Here is a 16,363-nt window from a genome sequence, read left to right as displayed (position 1 = left end):
CGGTGACCCGTGGGCGGAGAACGGTGCCGATCAGATGAACGTCCCCCATCTCCCCACGGCCCGCTGATGGCAAGCCCATTGCCGCAGTTGGCGGCCGAACTCCGCGCGGGACTCGACCCGGTGCTCCCGCTCCTCTCCGGTCTGTCCCCGGCCGACCGCAGGAAGCGGCTCGCGCAGGCGCTCGGGCTGCCCAGTGACGCGCTGACGGCGGACGCGCTGCTCGTACGGTTCGCCCTGCCGCACGTGGCGGCCCCGGGCGACGTGTGGCCGGTCCTCGTCGACCTGCTGCGGACGGCCGTCAGACAGTCCCCGCCGGGATGGGCGCTGGCTATCGACCAGGTCCTCACAGCTGGGCCGGGTGGCGTGGAAAACCCCCTTGTCGGGGCCCTGCCCCCTAAGATCGACCTTTCCCTCGTCCTCACCGGCGCGCTCCCTCTCGTACCCGGCCTGGCCGTACGCGACGGGGTCAGTCTCGTGCTCTCCCTGCCGTCCGCCGCGCCCGACACCTCCTCGCTGACCTTCCGGGCCGACGGTGTCGACTTCGCGCTCACCGACCACGCGCTGCTGAAGCTCCTCGTCCCCGGCGGCCTCGTCCTCAAGGGCCGACTGGGCGCCACGCTCGGCAAGGGGGGACTGCGCCTGGACGGCGGCGGCAGCGGCAGGGGTATCGCGGTCCCCCTGAGCGGGGCGCCCTCCGGGGTGCGCGCGCCCTCGCTGTACGTGTCCGCCCAGAACGGCGGACTGCGGCTCGACGCGTCCTTCCGGGCGTCGCTGCTCGGTCTCGCGGACGCGGCGGTGGACGGCGCGGGTCTTGAGGTCCGCCCGGCGGGCACGGGGTACACGGCGGCTCTGGTTCCGCCGAAGGGCCTCGGGCTGACCCTCGCCGTCGGCCCCGCCAAGGGCGGCGGGTTCCTCGCCGAGCACGACGGTCAGTACCGGGGGGCGCTGTCGCTCAGCCTCGGCGTCGTCGAGGTGCAGGCCTTCGGGATCCTGGACACCCGGCCGGTGTCGGTCCTGGTCGCGATGAGCGCCGAGTTCACTCCGGCCATCGAACTGGGCCTCGCCTTCACGCTGAACGCCGTCGGTGGTCTTCTCGGCATCGGCCGCGCGCTCGACCGGGCGGGCCTCGCTGAGGTCGTCCAGTCCGGTCACCTGGACGACCTGCTCTTCCCCGCGGACGCGGCTGCCGCGGCGCCTCGCATCCTGGCCTCGCTGGGCGCGGTGTTCCCGGCCCGCTCGGGAAGCACCGTCGTGGGCCCGATGTTCCGGGTCGGCTGGGGCCGTCCGGTCTCCTTCCTCACCGCGGATGTCGGGGTGGTCCTCGAGCTGCCCAGCGGTGTGGTGGGGATCCTCGGCCGGCTCAGGGTCGCGCTGCCCGCCCCGCAGGCTCCGATCCTCGATCTGCGCGCCTCGGTCGCGGGGGTCGTGGACGCGGCGAACGGGCTGGTCGAGATCAACGCCAACCTGGCGGGTTCCCGGCTGCTGACCGCCTCGATTGAGGGCGGTCTCGCGCTGCGGGCCAAGAGCGGGCAGGACGCTACGTTCATCCTGAGCGCCGGCGGCTTCCACCCCCGGTTCACCCCGCCCGCGGGCTTTCCGACGCCCAAGCGCCTCACGATCCCGATCGCGGACAGCCCGCTGCTGCGGATCGTCTTCAGCGGCTACTTCGCCCTCACCCCCGGCACCGTCCAGGCGGGCGCCGAGCTCTCCGCGGTCATCGGTTCCAGCCGCACCGGGGTGTCCGGGCGGCTCTCCTTCGACGCCCTGGTGCGCTGGGAGCCCAGCTTCGGCGTCATGCTCGACCTCGCCGGCTCCTTCGCGCTGCGCTTCGCCGGGGAAACCCTGTGTTCGGTCGGGCTGCGCGTCGACGTGGAGGGGCCGACGCCCTGCTGGCACGTCGCCGGCCGCGCCAGCGTGTCCATCCTCTTCTTCGACGTCAGTTTCCCCTTCGACGAACGCTGGAACTGCACCGGCGAGGCCAAGGCCCCGCCGCCCCCGGACGTCGGCCGACTCCTCGAACAGGCCCTGAAGGACCCCCGGAGCTGGGAACCGGTCCTCCCGGAGGGGGCACGCACAATGGTGTCGCTGCGTTCCGACGACGCCGCCGCAGGGGGGCGTCTGCTGCACCCTCTCGGGCGGCTCCGCTTCAGCCAGCGCACGGTTCCCCTGGACACCGAGGTGGTCCGGTTCGGACCGGGCCGGCTGCCGACGCCGGCGAAGTTCGGTGTGAAGGTCGCGTTCTCCGCCGGGGCGGGCGACGTGAAGCCCGTCGAGGAGGACTTCGCACGGGCCGACTTCTTCGATCTGACCGACGACGAGAAGCTCACCCAGCCGGCCTTCGAGCGGTTGCGCTCGGGCAGCGAGCTGACCCCGCCCGCGTCCTCGGCGGCTGCCCCCCGTTACTCGGTGCCGGTCGAGTACGAGACCAAATGGCTCGGCGGCACGGTCATCACCCCGGGCGCGCACTGGGTGCTCTCCGACGCCGCGCTGACGGCCGCACTGCCCCTCGGGGCCGTCGGCCGCAGTCTCGTGCACGAACTGCGCAGCCGGTACTCCACTGCGCCGATCACGTCGGTCCTGAAGGAGCGGACGTACGCGATCGTGGGGACCGGCACGCTCAAGGAGGCCGGCGGGTTCGTCCGGACGGCCACGTTCACCGAGGCCACCGCCCAGCTGAGGACCGTGTCGGGCCGGTCCGCGCTGTACCAGGTCGTGTCCGCACACGAGGTGAGGCCATGACCACGTACACCTTCGCGTCCTGGCAGCGGGTCGGGGCCGCCGCTTCGCTCGCCGACCCCGACACCCTGGTCAACACCCTGCCCGTACGGGGCTCGCTGGCGGCCACCGCCTCGGTGAACGACCGCCCCGCGCAGCCTGTTCCGGTCCCCGCACTGCAGCTGTACGGGCCGGGCGACGTGCGGGCGCTCGACCCCAAGGAGATCGTGCGGCTCTTCCCGCTGCCCGGCACACCGGACGCGGAGACCACCAAGTTCCCGATGGTGGAGTTCGAACGGGCCGAACTTCCCTGGCTGTTCACCCCGTTGGCGCCGGGTCCGACGGGCGCCCTGCGGCCCTGGCTCGCGCTGGTCTGCGTTCCGTTCGCGGCGGGCCGGCCGCAGCGGGAGCCAGGCATCCAACTGCCCGTGCTGCGGGTCGACGGGACCGAACTGCCCGATCCGGCCTTACTGCACCTGTGGGCCCACGCACAGACCCTCCCGGGGCACGAGACCGACCCCCGCCGGTCGGTCTCCCGGCTGCTCGCTCCTCGCCGGCTGCTGGCGCACACCGCCTACACCGCCTGTCTGGTCCCCTCCTTCGAGGTGGGGCGGCTGGCCGGGCTCGGCAAGGACGTCGCCGGCGGGAATCTCGCGCCCGCCTGGACTCCGGGGGCCCGCTGCGAGCTGCCGGTCTACTTCTCCTGGACGTTCTCCACCGGCGAGGGCGGCGACTTCGAGACGCTGGCCGACCGGCTGCGGGCCCGCCCGCTGCCGCCGAAGGCCGGCCGGCGGCCGCTCGACGTGAGCCGCCCCGGGCTCTTCGCGACCGGTCCCGGGCCCGTCGTCCAGGAGGTGGAGAGCGCCCTGCGCGACCCGAACGCCCCGGCACGCGACCCGTGGCCGGTCGGCGAGCCGAGCGCCGAGTGGCAGCAGCGGCTCGCGAAGGCGCTGGTGCCGGTGGCGGACGGCACGGGCGACGAGGATCCCGATGTCCTGCCCCCGCTGTACGGCGGTTTCCACGCGCTGTCGAAGGGGGCCGCCCCGGCGTCGTCGGGCTGGCTCGACACCTTGAACCTCGACCCCCGTTGGCGGGTGGCCGCCGGGCTCGGCGCGCGGGCCGTGCAGGCCGACCAGGAGCGGCTCATGGCCTCGGCGTGGCGGCAGCTCGCCGACGTACGGGCCGCCAACCGGCTGCTCGAACTGGCCCGGTTCGCCCGGCTGGTCGCCGGGCGGCTGCACCTGCGGCACGTACGGCCGCTCTCCACCGACGAGGTCCTGCGCCTGGCCACACCCCTGCAGAGCCGTCTCGCGCTGACCGCGGACACCACGCTGTGGTCGTCGATCCGGACGAGTCTGCTGCCGAACGCCATGGCCACCATGGAGTTCCACCGCGCGATGCGCCCGATGGGCGTGCTCAGCCGGCGGGTGGGGCTCATCGCCGGGCGGTCGACGGACGCGCAGCAGCCGCCGTTCGCCACGGTGCTCGCCTCCGTCGCCGGTTCCCCCACCGGCCTCTCCGTGCCCCGGCGGGATCCGGACGGCGCGGTGGCGTTCGCCGTCGCACCGGAGCGGGTCGTGGCCCCGGAGCGTCTCTCCGCGGTACGCGAGGTCTTCGCGCCCGAGGACGGGGCGCCGGACGCCTGGCGGCGGGTGGCGAGCGAGGCGACCCAGCGTTCCGTGCAGCGCGCGGTCACCACCGAGCAGCTCGGCGCCACACGCCCGCTGGCCGCCGGCGCGCTCAACCGCGCGTTCCGGCTGTCGGCGCTGCCCGAGATCGAGGCTCCCGCGGACTTCCTGGCGCGGACGAAGGTCACCCCGCACGGCGACCTGGTCTTCCCCAGTGGCCGGAGCGGTCCGGCCGGACTGGGTCTGTTCACCGGGGAGTCCACCACCGTCCCGGCCCCGGGACGGTTCACCGGCGCGTTCGACGGGCTGTGGACCGGGGAGGAAGCGGGCGACCCCGCGGGAGAGTGGCATGGAAAGTGCACCGGCAGCTGGGACATGGGCGCCGGGCGATCGGGCGTCTGGAAGGGCGACTACGCGGGCAACTGGAGCAACGCCTCCGGGCAGGACGGCGGTGACCCCACCTGGATCGCCTTGTACACCGGCACCTGGGAGTCCGGCACGGAGCACGGCACCTGGCGGGGGGTGTGCACCGGCACCTGGAGCCCGGAGAACATCAGCTCCGACGGCGTCTTCACCGGAACCTGGCAGTCCGCCGACCGCCACGGCACGTTCCGGGGCGGCTGCCCGGGCAGCTGGGACTGGTGCGACGCCGATCCGACGACCGAGCTGTGGTGGGCGGACTGCTCCGGCGTGCTGCGGGTCACCGGCGAGGGCCCCGGCCCCGAGCAGGAACCCTGGACGGCCGACGGCCTCAAGGGCCTCGTCGACGAGTGGTACGAGACGGGTAGCCTCGGTCTCGGCGCGTTCACCCACCCGGGCCCGCTGGCGAAGCAGGGCGATCTGCTGCCCGCCCCGGCCGTGCTCGACACCCGCCCCGAGGACGTCAGGGACATGGTGGTCCAGGCGCACGACAGGGTGCTCGGCCCGTCGCACGCACCGCCGGTCCCGCCGCGGGACCCGTTCCCGGCTCAGCAGGCGCAGCAGAAGATCGTGGATCTGACGGACCCGGCGGTCACCGTGCCCGCCGTGGTCGACACCCTCGTCGAGCGGCCCGCGGGCACCGATCCGGAGGTTCCGGTGCAGTGGGCGCCGGTCTTCGCCGACCCCATGTGGCCCCCGCTGTCCGCGCAGTCCAACGAGTGGATGTTCGCCGGTCTCGAGCACGTTCCGGCCGACACGGCGGTGCTCGCCCTCACCAACGCCCCCTTCGTCGCCGCGTACATGGTCGGGGCCAACCACGAGTTCGCGCGCGAGCTGCGCTGGCGCGAGTACCCCACCGACCAACGCGGCACGTACTTCGCCTCGTTCTGGGGGCAGGCGACGGATCTGCCGCCCCTGCACACATGGAAGCGCGACCTGACGCTCGGGACGCATGTGACCGCGCCGCCCGACCGGGTCGTGCTGGTGCTGCGCAGCGCCCTGCTGCGCCGCTACCCCGGCGCGATCGTCTACGCGGCTCCGCTGCTCGGCACCGAGCCGAAGGATGCCGACGCCCGCCATCCGATCTTCCGGGGCGGCCTGGATCCCGACACGGCCATGATCGGTTTCGACCTCACCAAGACCGAACTCCTCGCCTCGCCCTGGTGCTTCGTGATCGCGGAACAGCCGACCGAGCCGCGGTTCGGGCTCGACGACCCGCCCGACAACGCGCTCACCGACCCTCCGACGCCCGGTATCTGGGGCCGCCCCTACAGCCCACCGCCCAACACCCCCAGCACGGCGGACGACTGGAACAACCTCGACTGGAGTCACCTCTTCGACTCCAAGGAGGCCTATCTGGCCGCGACCCACGCCCCGGGGAACCAGCGGCCCAACGTCGCCCACGACGGTCTCGTGTGGGGCGCGAGCGCCGCCGGGACCGCCCGCCAGTGTTTCCAGCAGCCCGTCAGGGTCGTGCTGCCGGCCGCACGACTCCTGTCCCCTTGAGGAGAACGACACATGACCGATCTCGGCGCACTGCGCCGGGCCGTGGCCGAGGCCGAGGAGCACCGTGCGCTCCTCGGCGCCCGGGCCACCGCCACCGACCGGCAGCACGCCTTCACCCGCCTCGGCACCGCCCGGGGCGCCCTGGACGAGGGCGTACGCGCCTTCGCCGGGACGGGGTTCGCCCCGCTGCTCGCCGGCCTGGACCCCGAAGTGCCCCTGCTGCTCCTGCCCGTGCGGCTGGAGACCCGGGTACGGAGGGACGAGGGCCAGGACAAGCTGCTCGTGCGGATCTTCCCCGACGACATTCACGTCGAGTCGCACGAACCGCATCCCACCGCCGGTGAGGTGCAGCAGGGCCGCCGCTACTGGCGGACGGTGTGGCGGGCCGGCCGCAGCGACAACGCGGACGGGGACCGGGCCCGGCTGCTCCTCGCCGCCTGGGGACAGCTGTCGGGCGCACTCGGTGCGCAGCGGGCCCGCTGGCTCGTACGGCTGCTCACCCCCGTCTCGGACACCCGGCCACCGTCGCCGCTGTCCGACTCCGCGCCGGATCTGGAGCCGTCCTGGCCCGAGGTCCCGGTCCGCGGGCGAGGCTGGAACCGGGCGGCGACCGCCTCGACCCTGCCGGACCTCTTTGTCGTACGGGCGTATCAAGGCGATGTGCTGGTCGGTGAGAAGGAGGGCAAGCCGGTCCCGGACGTCGTGCAGGTCGGGCCCGACCCGGACGCGACGCCCGAGGAGGGCGAACCGCACCTCGACCCGGAGCTGCGCTGGCTGACGAAGTTCTCCGAGGCGGAGGAGAAGGGGCTCGCCGTCACCGTGCTGCTGGACCGGGACGGTTACGAGCCGGCCAGGGAACCACTGCTCACCCGGGTGGTCGCGTTCGGGGTGTCCGGCTCCCTCGACCCCGAGGCCTCGGCGGGACGGCTCACCCGACTGCTGGCCGGCCGGGACGGGGACGGCGAGGCGGCATTCGTGCGGCAGGGCACGGCGACCAACAACACCCGGGACGAGGCCGGTTCCGCACCGCCGCCCCCGGACGTGGACCGGCTGCTCGGTGCCTTCGGCCCCGCCGCAGCGCCCGACGAGTGGGCGAACTGCTCCCGCCTCGCGGCCGCGTTCGGCATTCCGGTGTCCGCGCTCACGGCCCTGCCCGGGGCCGACGAGCCGGAGCAGGCCGACGCGCGCGCCCTGCAGATGGCCCTGTGGAGCGCCACCGGGGACTTCTACCTCGACGAACTCCTGGAGAAGGACCGGGGAGGTACGGAGCTCACCGTCGAACGGTCCTGGCTGCGCCGCCACTACTACGAGAACGTACGGGCCCGGGGGCCGCTCCCTGTTCTGCGGGTCGGCAGGCAGCCGTACGGGGTGCTGCCGGTCACCGCCACCGCGCGCTGGCAGCCCGACGGGCACGAGCCGTCGGGTCTGAAGGGGCTGCACCGCGTCCTCGGCGTGCTGCGCCCGTTCTGGGAGGTCGGCGTCGACACCCTGCCCCGGGTCGGCGGCCCCGACCAGCCCGGGGAGACTCTCACGCTGCCCAAGCCCGAACGTGACGTGCTGCGCGCCCTCGGGATGGCGCCGGTGTCGCGGACGGTGTCGGTGCGTTCCGTCCAGGGCGGGCTCCTGGCCTGTTTCAAGGACGCCTCGCTCAGCATGAGCGGCATCAGCTTTGGTGGCACCGGGTACTGCGTCGGCGACACCCCGGAGGACCGGCACTCCCAGGCACTCAACGCGGCGCTCGGCATCAGCTACCGGCCGAAGATCAGTCACCAGATCAACGGGGCGGCCACCCGGCTGTGGCTGCCGTACGTCCGTCCCGCGAAGCTGCCCGAAGGCACCGACCCGGCGGACGACCTGATCGGGTTCCTCAACGCCGTCGTCGAGCGCTTCGAACTGATCAGGCTCACGGTCCGCAAGGAGGAGGCGCGCACCCTCCTGGAGGCGCTGCTGCGGCACACCGCGAACCTGGAGTACGGGCGGGCCGCGTCCGGAGTCCGTGACCCGGACGCGCCGTGGCCCCGGCTGCGGTTCGCCGACGCCCTGCTCAACCCCACGCACGAGCTGAACACCCTCACCAGCGCCAAGCTGCTCGCCCGTCCCTTCACCCTGGGCAAGATCATGGCGCTGTCCGCGCCGACGGCCGTCGCGGACGGCGGGACCGATCGCGGCTCGACCGTGTACCGGACCATCCTCGACGCTCGTGCCTCCATGGCCGGACAGGTCTTCGAGGCGGCGACCCGGCGCAACGGTGTTCTCGGCCTGCTGGGCACGGAGCGGCCCTGGAGCGTGCGCCTGGCGGAGATCGACGCCGCGTTGCAGTACCTGGCCGGCCGGGTGAAGACCTGGCAGGGCCGCAAGGAGGATCCCTTCGCCGCCATGGAGCGGCTGCTCGGCGAATGCCTCGATCTCGTCTCCCACCGGCTCGACGCCTGGATCGGATCCCTCGCCACCGCCCGCCTCCACGCACTGCGCCGGCCGGGCCGCCGCCCGACCGGGGTGCAGCTGGGCGCGTACGGCTGGGTGGAGAACCTGACGCCCGCCGGCGTGCCGCGCAGCCGGGGATGGGTGCTCGCTCCCTCGCTGCCGCAGGCCGCCACCGCGGCCGTGCTGCACAGCGGCAACCTGTCGCACCCTGCCGACGCCGGTGCCTTCGCGGTCGACCTGTCCTCGCGGCGGATGCGGGTGGCCATGACCGTCCTCGACGGCGTCGCCCAGGGCCAGCCCCTGGGGGCTCTGCTCGGCTACCGGCTCGAACGGCGGCTGCACGACGAACGGGAACTGGCCGACGCACCCCTGGAGTTGGACCGGTTCATCGCTCCCCTGCGGGCCAAATGGTCGGTGCAGGGCGTCCAGCACCCCGCCGCGGGAGCGCAGGAGTTCATCGGTGCCCACGACGTCACGGACGGCGCACGGCTCGCCGGGGTGCCCGTGAACGAGGTCGTCACGCACCTGCGAGCGAACTCGGGCGGCTCACCGATGACCCCCGACGAGGAAGGGGCCGTCCGGCGCCACCTGACCGCACTCCGCGACGACCTCGACGCCGTCGGGGACCTGCTCCTCGCCGAGAGCGTCCACCAGCTGACCCAGGGCAATCCGGACCGCGCCGGTGCCACACTGGACTCCCTCGCCGCGGGCGGGCAGCCGCCACCACGGCCCCAGGTGCTCGACACGCCGCGGCGCGGCATCCCGGTGAACCACCGGGTCCTCGTCGTCGTCCCGGAGGGCTCGCCCCGTGCGGCGGGCTGGGACGGCGCCCAGCAGACCGCACGGCCGAGGGCCGACGCCGAACCGCTGCTCGACACCTGGGCCGGCCACCAGCTGGGGGCCACCCAGCGGATCAGGCTGCGCGCCGAGTGGCTGCGGCCGGGCCAGGAGGTCGGCACGGGCACGGCCACGGTCACCGAGCACACGTGGCCGCTCACGCGGCACTGCGCCCTGGACCTGGTGGCGCTCGCCGCCGCGGGCAGGCTGCGGACCGTGCTGGAGCGCGCGCTGCTGCCGGAACAGCCGTCGACCGTGCCCGACGACGCCGTCCCCGTCCTGCTCGCAGGCCGGGGCTCGGGCTGGGCCCGTACCGCCGTGGACATCGACCAGCTGGAGGCGCTCGGCGCGGCGGCCGCCGCGGTGCTCGCGGCCGCCCGGCCCGGCACCACGGCCGACCTGGCGCCCGCGGACAACGCACCTCCAGCGGCCACGGACCCGGAGTTCACAGGCCGCGCGCAGCGGGCCCTCGCCGGCCTGCGGGCCGCGGTGGCCGCGGCGAACCTGGAGCAACTCGCCGCCTACGGGGTGACCGGGCCGCCGACCGGACCGGTCGACGAGCAGGCCGACCAGCTGGCCGCCGCCCTGCGCGAGGCGAAGGAGCGGATCCGGCTCGCCGAGCAGGAGACGGCGGAGGGCGGACCGGGGGCCGCGGCCGAGGTCCTGGAGGCGGTGTTCGGACCCGGGTTCCGGGCCGTGGGCCGGTCAGCCGCGCCCGCCACCGATGCGCTGGACGCCTCGTTCGGCTCCGGGCTCGACCGCGGCGGCGACGCCCGGCTGGTGCCGGGTGACTGGGCGGAGCTGATGGGCACGGTGCGGCCGGGCACCGGCGCCTTGGCGGATCTGCTGCTGCACACCGGTGCCGCGGCGACGGGTACCGGCTACGCCCTGCGGATCGGGCAGGTGCCCTTCGCGCCGGGCGACCGGTGGGTGGGCGCCCTGCGCAAACCCACCGACGAGGACAAGCCGGCCACCGGTCTGTTGGTGCACGGCCCCGCACAGCCGCTCGGAACGGGCAAGGCCGCCGTGCTCGTCGTCGATGCGTGGGCAGAACTGATCCCCGCTCAGCGGCACACGGCGGGCGCCACGTTCCACTACGACGCGCCCGGGGCGCGGGCTCCGCAGGCGGTGCTGGTCGCGGTGCCGCCGGTGGTCGGGGTGCCGTGGACTCCGGACGTGCTGGCCGCCACCGTCGACGAGGCGTTCGCCCTGGCGAAACTACGGCTCGTGGACCTGGACGCGCTGGGCTGGCTGGGGCGTTACCTGCCGGCCGCGTATCTGCCCGAGGGGGCGATGGGGACGCAGCCCTCGGTGCACCTGCTCAACATCATGAAACGGCCGGACCTGGCCGACGTGATGGAGCAACTGATCAAGAAGGAGTCCTGACGATGTTCGACGTCATTTCCTTCAACCAGTACCACCGCCTGGAGCCGGTGGTACGGCCGAGCGGCACCGGCGGACAGCTCGACGAGTCGCTGGCCGCCCGAGTGGCCGACCCGTTGTTCATGCTCGCCCGGCAGTGGCAGCTGGCGGAGTTCGCGGGCGAGGACGGCGGCTCGCCGGTGTGGTGCGAGATCGCCACCGAGAGCACTCCGCTCGGCGCGTTCCGCCCGGCGGGTGGAGGGGCGGAGATCCCCCTGCCGAAGGGGGTTCCGCTGGAGTTCCTCGCGGAGGCGGGGGGCGCGCCCGGCGAGACCGCGAAGGCGCTGCCCCTGCGGGCCTCCGCCCGGGCCGGGCGGCGCTTCCTCGACACGCTGCGCACCCAGAGCCTGTCGGACACCGTCCTGGAGCAGATCGACGCCGCGGTGCTGGCGAAGGCGCCGCTGCCCCGGCCGCCCGCGCAACCGGAGGAGGATCCGCTCCGGCGCGACCCCGGCGGGCGGGCGTTGCGCGCGGTGCTCGCGGGCAGGGTGCCCGACGGGGTCGCGCTCGCCGGGCACTTGGACGACGGCTGGCGGCCTCCGGGGCTCTCCGGAACGCAGCAGACCGCGTTCGACAAGGCAGCGGAGCTGTGGCTGGAGTGGTTCACCGATCGGTACGGGGCACCGGTGCCGTCGAGTTGGGCCCGGGAGCGGCTCGAGCACCGGTTCGCCGTCACGGCCGAGCCGGGCGGGCGGGCGGTGACACTGACGGCCCCCGAGTTCACCGGGGGCGCCGCCGACGCGTACCACTTCGACCTCGACGCCGGTTCGACCCCGCTGCCCGCGCCGACCGGTGGCACGGCGAAGGGCGTACTGCCCACCCGGGTCACGTATCCGGGCATGCCGGCGAACCGCTGGTGGGAGTTCGAGGACGCGCGGGTCAATCTGCCCGCCGTCGGGGCGGGGGTGCCGGACCTGGCCCGGCTCCTCGTCGTCGAGTTCGCGAACATCTACGGCAACGACCACTGGATGATCCCGCTGGAACTGGCCACGAGCGCGCTCCACCGGATCTCCGGGCTCACGGTCGTCGACACCTTCGAGGACACCACGGTGGTCGGACCGGCCGAGCACGACGCCTGGTCGGTGTTCCGGTTGACGAACGCCCAGGACGGCAAGGCCGGGCCGCCGTTGCTGCCGCTGTTGCCGACCGCTTCGGCTCGGCTGGAGGGCACGGCCGTCGAGGAGGTGCTGTTCGCCCGCGACGAGATGGCCAACCTGGGCTTCGCGATCGAACGGGTCGTGCAGAGCGCCACCGGCAGGCCACGGGTACGCGCCGACGAGCCATCGGACGCGGATCCGCAGGTGCCACCGACCGATCCGGCGGCGCTCGCCTACCGACTGCTCACCCCCGTGCCGGCGCACTGGATCCCGCTCGTGCCGGTGCCCCTTGAGGCGGGATCGGCCGCCGTCTGCCTGCGACGCGGGCAGATTCCCCGCTTCGCGGCGAACGGTACGCGGCTGCCGCAGGTCAAGGCGGCCGGACGGATCCTGGAGCCGGAGGTGAAGCGGGTGTCTTTCCGCGACGAGGAGATCCCCCGGTCGGGAGTGACCGTCACCCGCGTGCCGGTGGTGGCACGCGGTGAGGACGGCCGGGTCTTCCAGTGGGTAGGCCGCCGTGTGCGTGCCGGGAGGGGCGAGGCCTCCAGCGCCCTCGCGTTCGACGGAGCCGTACCGCCGAAGGAGCAGCGGTGAACGCGGGGCGGGGCAGCCCGCTCCCCCGGCTGGGACGGATCCGCACCGAGGCCGCGGGAACCGAGGCACTCGGGATGACGCGGTTCGGGACCGAGGCGTCCCGGATCGATGGGTCCGGGTTCGACATCCGCACGGATGTGTCGGTGATCGCGCTGACCTCCGACGACGCGGAGATCGTCGGCACGGACTGTTACGGAAGGATGTTCCGCTGGGAGAGGCTGACCGGGCTGCAACTGGCCGGTCCGTTCGCTCTGCACGCCAAACGGACCATCTGGGGAATGGTGCTGACGCCCGATGACCTGGAGGTCGTCACCGGGGGCGCCGACGGCACGCTGGGGCGCTGGGAGCGGACGACCGGCACGGCCTTCGCCGACCGCTTCGCCGCCCATGCGGCACCGGTCCTCGGCCTGGCCCGCACCCGCGACGGCCACGAACTGGTGACCGCTTCCCGGGACGGCACGGTCCGCCGCTGGGAGCGGACGACCTGGAGCCCCCTCGGCGAACCACTGCGCGGACCCTTCGGCGCGGTGCGAGCGGTGGCCCTCACCCCCGACGACGACCTGATCGTCACGGCTGGCCAGGACGGCACCGTACGGCGCTGGAACCGTACGGCCGGCACGCCGCTCGGCGAGCCGCTGCGCGGACACGACGGTCCGGTGCAGTCGCTCGCGATCGGCCCCGAGGGACGGGAGTTCGCCTCCGGCGGCCTGGACGGCACGGTGCGCCGGTGGGACCGCGGTGCGGACCGGCCCGCTGGGGCGCCGCTCATGGCGGGGGCGCCGGTGCGGTGCGTGCTGCTCACGGGGGACGGCGAGATCACGGCGGCCTGCTCGAACGGCACTCTGCACCGCTGGGACCGGACCGGGCAGCGTATCGGTGCGGCGCTGCCCGCGCACGCGACCGCCATCTGGTCCATGACGACGACACGGGACGGGTCCGAGCTCCTGACGGGCGGCTGGGACCGGCGGATCCTGCGGTGGGAGCGGATCACCGGCGTGCCGCTGCGGCCCGCCCGCACGCCGACCCGGATCGAGACCGTGCCGCGCCTGGAGATCCAGGGAACCACACCGTTCTGAGCAGCTTTCGGATGCCCTGAGCCGTTCGCCCCTTCTCGGGAGAGCCGATGCCTTCCATCACCATCGACACCTCACAGCTGACGTTCCCCCTCGTCTCGGTCTCCCGGGACGACTCCGGGGCCGGGGCCGGGAACAGCCCCTGGGACGGCCTCGTCGACGGGGCCGCCGTACCGCCGCCGGAGGTGGCGCTACCCGCGGGCACGGGCTATCGGCTGCGTCTGGGCGACGGCACGACGGCCGCCGTCACCTTCGAGGTACGCGAGGACGGAACCCTCGACTTCGCACCCGAGCACGACGCGTTCCTCGACGGCCGCGGCGAACACCACCTCACCGTGCGAGGGGTGCCGGTCACCATCGATGCCAGAGCTCTGGACCACCCGCTCACGCCGGAGCTGCCGGGCGCCGGTCCGCTGTCCTCGGACCGCGTCCACGAGTTGCTCCTGCTGCCCTCCACGACCTACCGGCTGCTGGTCGAGGCGGGCACCTCCGTCGGCGCCCTCGCCTTCTCCGTCGCACCCGACGGGCAGGTCCAGCTCGCCCTGAAGGCCGCGGAAGCCGGTGTCGCCGAGGCCACCGGAAGCACCCTCACGATCCAGGGACGCACCGTCACGGTCGACGGCCGGTCCCTCTCCCACGGCCTGCTGCCGGTCGGCGTGCCGGACGCGGGCATGGGCTCCTTCCTGTCCCCGGACACCGTGCACCGGCTCACGATGCTTCCGGCCGCCGGATACACCTTCCACACCGCACCCGGTCTGCCCGCCGACTTCTCGTACACCGTCCGCGCCGACGGGAACGTCGACTACGACCCGTCCTGCGACACTTTCCTGACCGGGCGCGGCACACGCACCCTCGTCGTGAGCGGGTTCCCCGTGGCACTCGGCGCCGCCGAAGCGGACAGCGACCTCGTCGGCATCGCGGCCCTCGACGGCCTGCCACACAACCCCCGCGAACTGACCGCCGTCCTCGCTCCCGCGAGCGGCTACCAGCCACGGACCGCGCACGGCGTGTGCAGCGGCTTCCGGGTCACGCGCGACGGCACCCTCGTCGTCGCTCCGCCGGGCACCCGCTCGTACTCCTCGGCCCCGAAGGGCTCCCCCGCGACCGCGACCGCTGGATTTGCGGCCCTCACGGTCCGCATCGCCCGGGCCGTCCCGGGCGGAGCCCCGCCCCGGGGCAGGGTCACGTTCACCGCGGACGGGGTGCCCCTCGGCACGGTCCTCCTGGACGAGCTGGGCCTGGCGACGCTGCGCACGGCGGCCCCGCCGAAGGGCGATCAGGAGATCGTCGTCGCCTACGAAGGGGACGACGCGCACCGCCCGAGCATGACGACGCTGCACGTCCGTGGAGGCGCGCACACACCCTGAGGAGCGACAGGGCAGGACCGGGGGGACAACAGCAGGGTGGGGTCCGCTGTCCGAACAGGCCCGGAGACACGTTTCCGTCTGACACGACACCGCGCGGCACACCCGACGACCGCACCACCCGCAGCGCCGTGTCGGCGAGCACGTGGGTGTCCACCGTCACGGATTCGCCGATCACGGGGAGCCCGGGCTCAGGGAGTCACGAAACGGAACTCCGGTCCGTAAGTCTTGCCGCTGCCGTCGGGCAGCGTACGCTTCATCAACTCGCGGGCGGGCGACTTCAGCCCGAACATCTTCACCACCGCGTCGTCCAGCAGGTCCGCGGCCTGGGCAGGGTCGTCTTGCTGCCACACCTGTTCGAGGAGCCGCAGCATGTCGCTGTAGACGCGATTGCACTTGTCGAGGAGAACCGTCACGTCGGCGGCGGGCGCGCCGGGGCCCGTCCGCGGCCAGCCCCCCTGCGGCACGATCCCCATGGGGAGGGCAGGAGGCATCGGGACGGGCGGGCCCTGGAAGTCCCACACATCAGGATGGCCGGGCGGGTGGATCAGTTTGCGTCCGTGCAGGACCTCCAAGAAGGCGTAGTAGTGGGCCAGCTCGCCCGATGCCGCCTCGTTCGGGTGCGGGTTCTGGGGCGACACGGACGTCCCCTCGCCTTGTTCCTTGATGATCGCGACGGCCGTCTCGACGGCGCCGAGCGTGGTGAGAGCCACGAGGCTGTTCCCCGAGCCGTGGTGCGACATGTCCTTGATCACCTGCCGGCCGCCGGTGATCAGGTGCGAGCTCGCGCGCAGGGCGTCGAGGATCGCGCTGTAGAAGGCTCCGATCGAGGTGTACGCCGGAACCGCCCGCACGATCGGGTCGTCGGGCTCCTCGATGCTCGCGTACATGGCGACCGAGTCCTTCGTCAGGCCGCTCAGGAAGACGGTGAGTTCGGGCCGTACACCGCCGGGCAGCGGGCCCGGGTACGCCGGCACCAGCGCCTCGTCCGCGAGACGAGGGGAACCGCCGACGGTGGTGAGCAGATTGCAGGCGAGGCCGAGGTGCGACATCTCGTCGAACACGATGGTGCGCAGGGCGCGGAAGACCTGGGTGTCTCCTCCGCCCGTGGTGTCGATCGACCACATGCCGCACAGGTACGGCGGGAGCGTGGCGAGTTCCAGCAGGACCGCCTGTTGTACCGCGTCCTTCACCCACTCTGCGTCACGCTGCTCCGCGGGCCGCCGCATCAGCTCGACGATCCGGTTGCTCTGCGTGTACTCAACGGCTTTCACCACCGGCCT

General features: G+C 73.6%; 7 protein-coding genes. 6 read left to right on the top strand and 1 reads right to left on the bottom strand.

Going from position 1 to position 16,363, the window contains the following annotated elements:
• Positions 1 to 66: 66 nt before the first annotated feature.
• The 6 genes from QF035_RS46035 to QF035_RS46010 are packed head-to-tail and all read left to right on the top strand — an operon-like array spanning position 67 to position 15,083.
• Positions 67 to 2,739 carry a DUF6603 domain-containing protein gene (locus tag QF035_RS46035; RefSeq protein ID WP_307527940.1) on the top strand — a complete coding sequence of 891 codons (2,673 nt, stop codon included), beginning with the start codon at positions 67 to 69 and terminating at the stop codon, positions 2,737 to 2,739.
• Complete coding sequence (locus QF035_RS46030) at positions 2,736 to 6,269, top strand: hypothetical protein (RefSeq protein ID WP_307527938.1); 3,534 nt, start codon at positions 2,736 to 2,738, stop codon at positions 6,267 to 6,269. Before QF035_RS46035 ends, QF035_RS46030 begins: the two co-directional genes overlap by 4 nt.
• Before the next feature lie 12 nt (positions 6,270 to 6,281).
• On the top strand, positions 6,282 to 10,916 hold the full coding sequence (locus QF035_RS46025; RefSeq protein ID WP_307527936.1) for a hypothetical protein: 4,635 nt from the start codon (positions 6,282 to 6,284) through the stop codon (positions 10,914 to 10,916).
• Between the two features lie 2 nt (positions 10,917 to 10,918).
• Entirely contained in the window at positions 10,919 to 12,643 is a 1,725-nt protein-coding gene (locus QF035_RS46020; protein WP_307527934.1) for a hypothetical protein, read from the top strand.
• A complete protein-coding gene (locus QF035_RS46015) occupies positions 12,640 to 13,719 on the top strand; it encodes a WD40 repeat domain-containing protein (RefSeq protein WP_307527932.1) in 1,080 nt (359 codons plus the stop codon). Before QF035_RS46020 ends, QF035_RS46015 begins: the two co-directional genes overlap by 4 nt.
• 47 nt (positions 13,720 to 13,766) lie before the next feature.
• Positions 13,767 to 15,083 (top strand): Ig-like domain-containing protein, encoded by a 1,317-nt coding sequence (locus tag QF035_RS46010; protein ID WP_307527930.1) that lies wholly within the window; start codon positions 13,767 to 13,769, stop codon positions 15,081 to 15,083.
• 188 nt (positions 15,084 to 15,271) lie between these two features.
• Here the strand turns inward: QF035_RS46010 and QF035_RS46005 are convergent, their stop codons facing one another.
• Positions 15,272 to 16,354 (bottom strand): ferritin-like domain-containing protein, encoded by a 1,083-nt coding sequence (locus QF035_RS46005; RefSeq protein WP_307527927.1) that lies wholly within the window; start codon positions 16,352 to 16,354, stop codon positions 15,272 to 15,274.
• Positions 16,355 to 16,363: the final 9 nt, after the last annotated feature.

The sequence above is a fragment of the Streptomyces umbrinus genome (assembly GCF_030817415.1).
Classification (GTDB): domain Bacteria; phylum Actinomycetota; class Actinomycetes; order Streptomycetales; family Streptomycetaceae; genus Streptomyces; species Streptomyces umbrinus_A.
The sequence above is the reverse complement of the archived record's forward strand: the minus strand, read 5'-3'. Positions and strand labels throughout refer to the sequence as shown.

Coding starts and splice junctions, on each gene's coding strand:
- QF035_RS46035 (WP_307527940.1), top strand. CDS start 67: ATGGCAAGCCCATTGCCGCAGTTGGCGGCCGAACTCCGCGCGGGACTC.
- QF035_RS46020 (WP_307527934.1), top strand. CDS start 10,919: ATGTTCGACGTCATTTCCTTCAACCAGTACCACCGCCTGGAGCCGGTG.
- QF035_RS46010 (WP_307527930.1), top strand. CDS start 13,767: ATGCCTTCCATCACCATCGACACCTCACAGCTGACGTTCCCCCTCGTC.
- QF035_RS46025 (WP_307527936.1), top strand. CDS start 6,282: ATGACCGATCTCGGCGCACTGCGCCGGGCCGTGGCCGAGGCCGAGGAG.
- QF035_RS46030 (WP_307527938.1), top strand. CDS start 2,736: ATGACCACGTACACCTTCGCGTCCTGGCAGCGGGTCGGGGCCGCCGCT.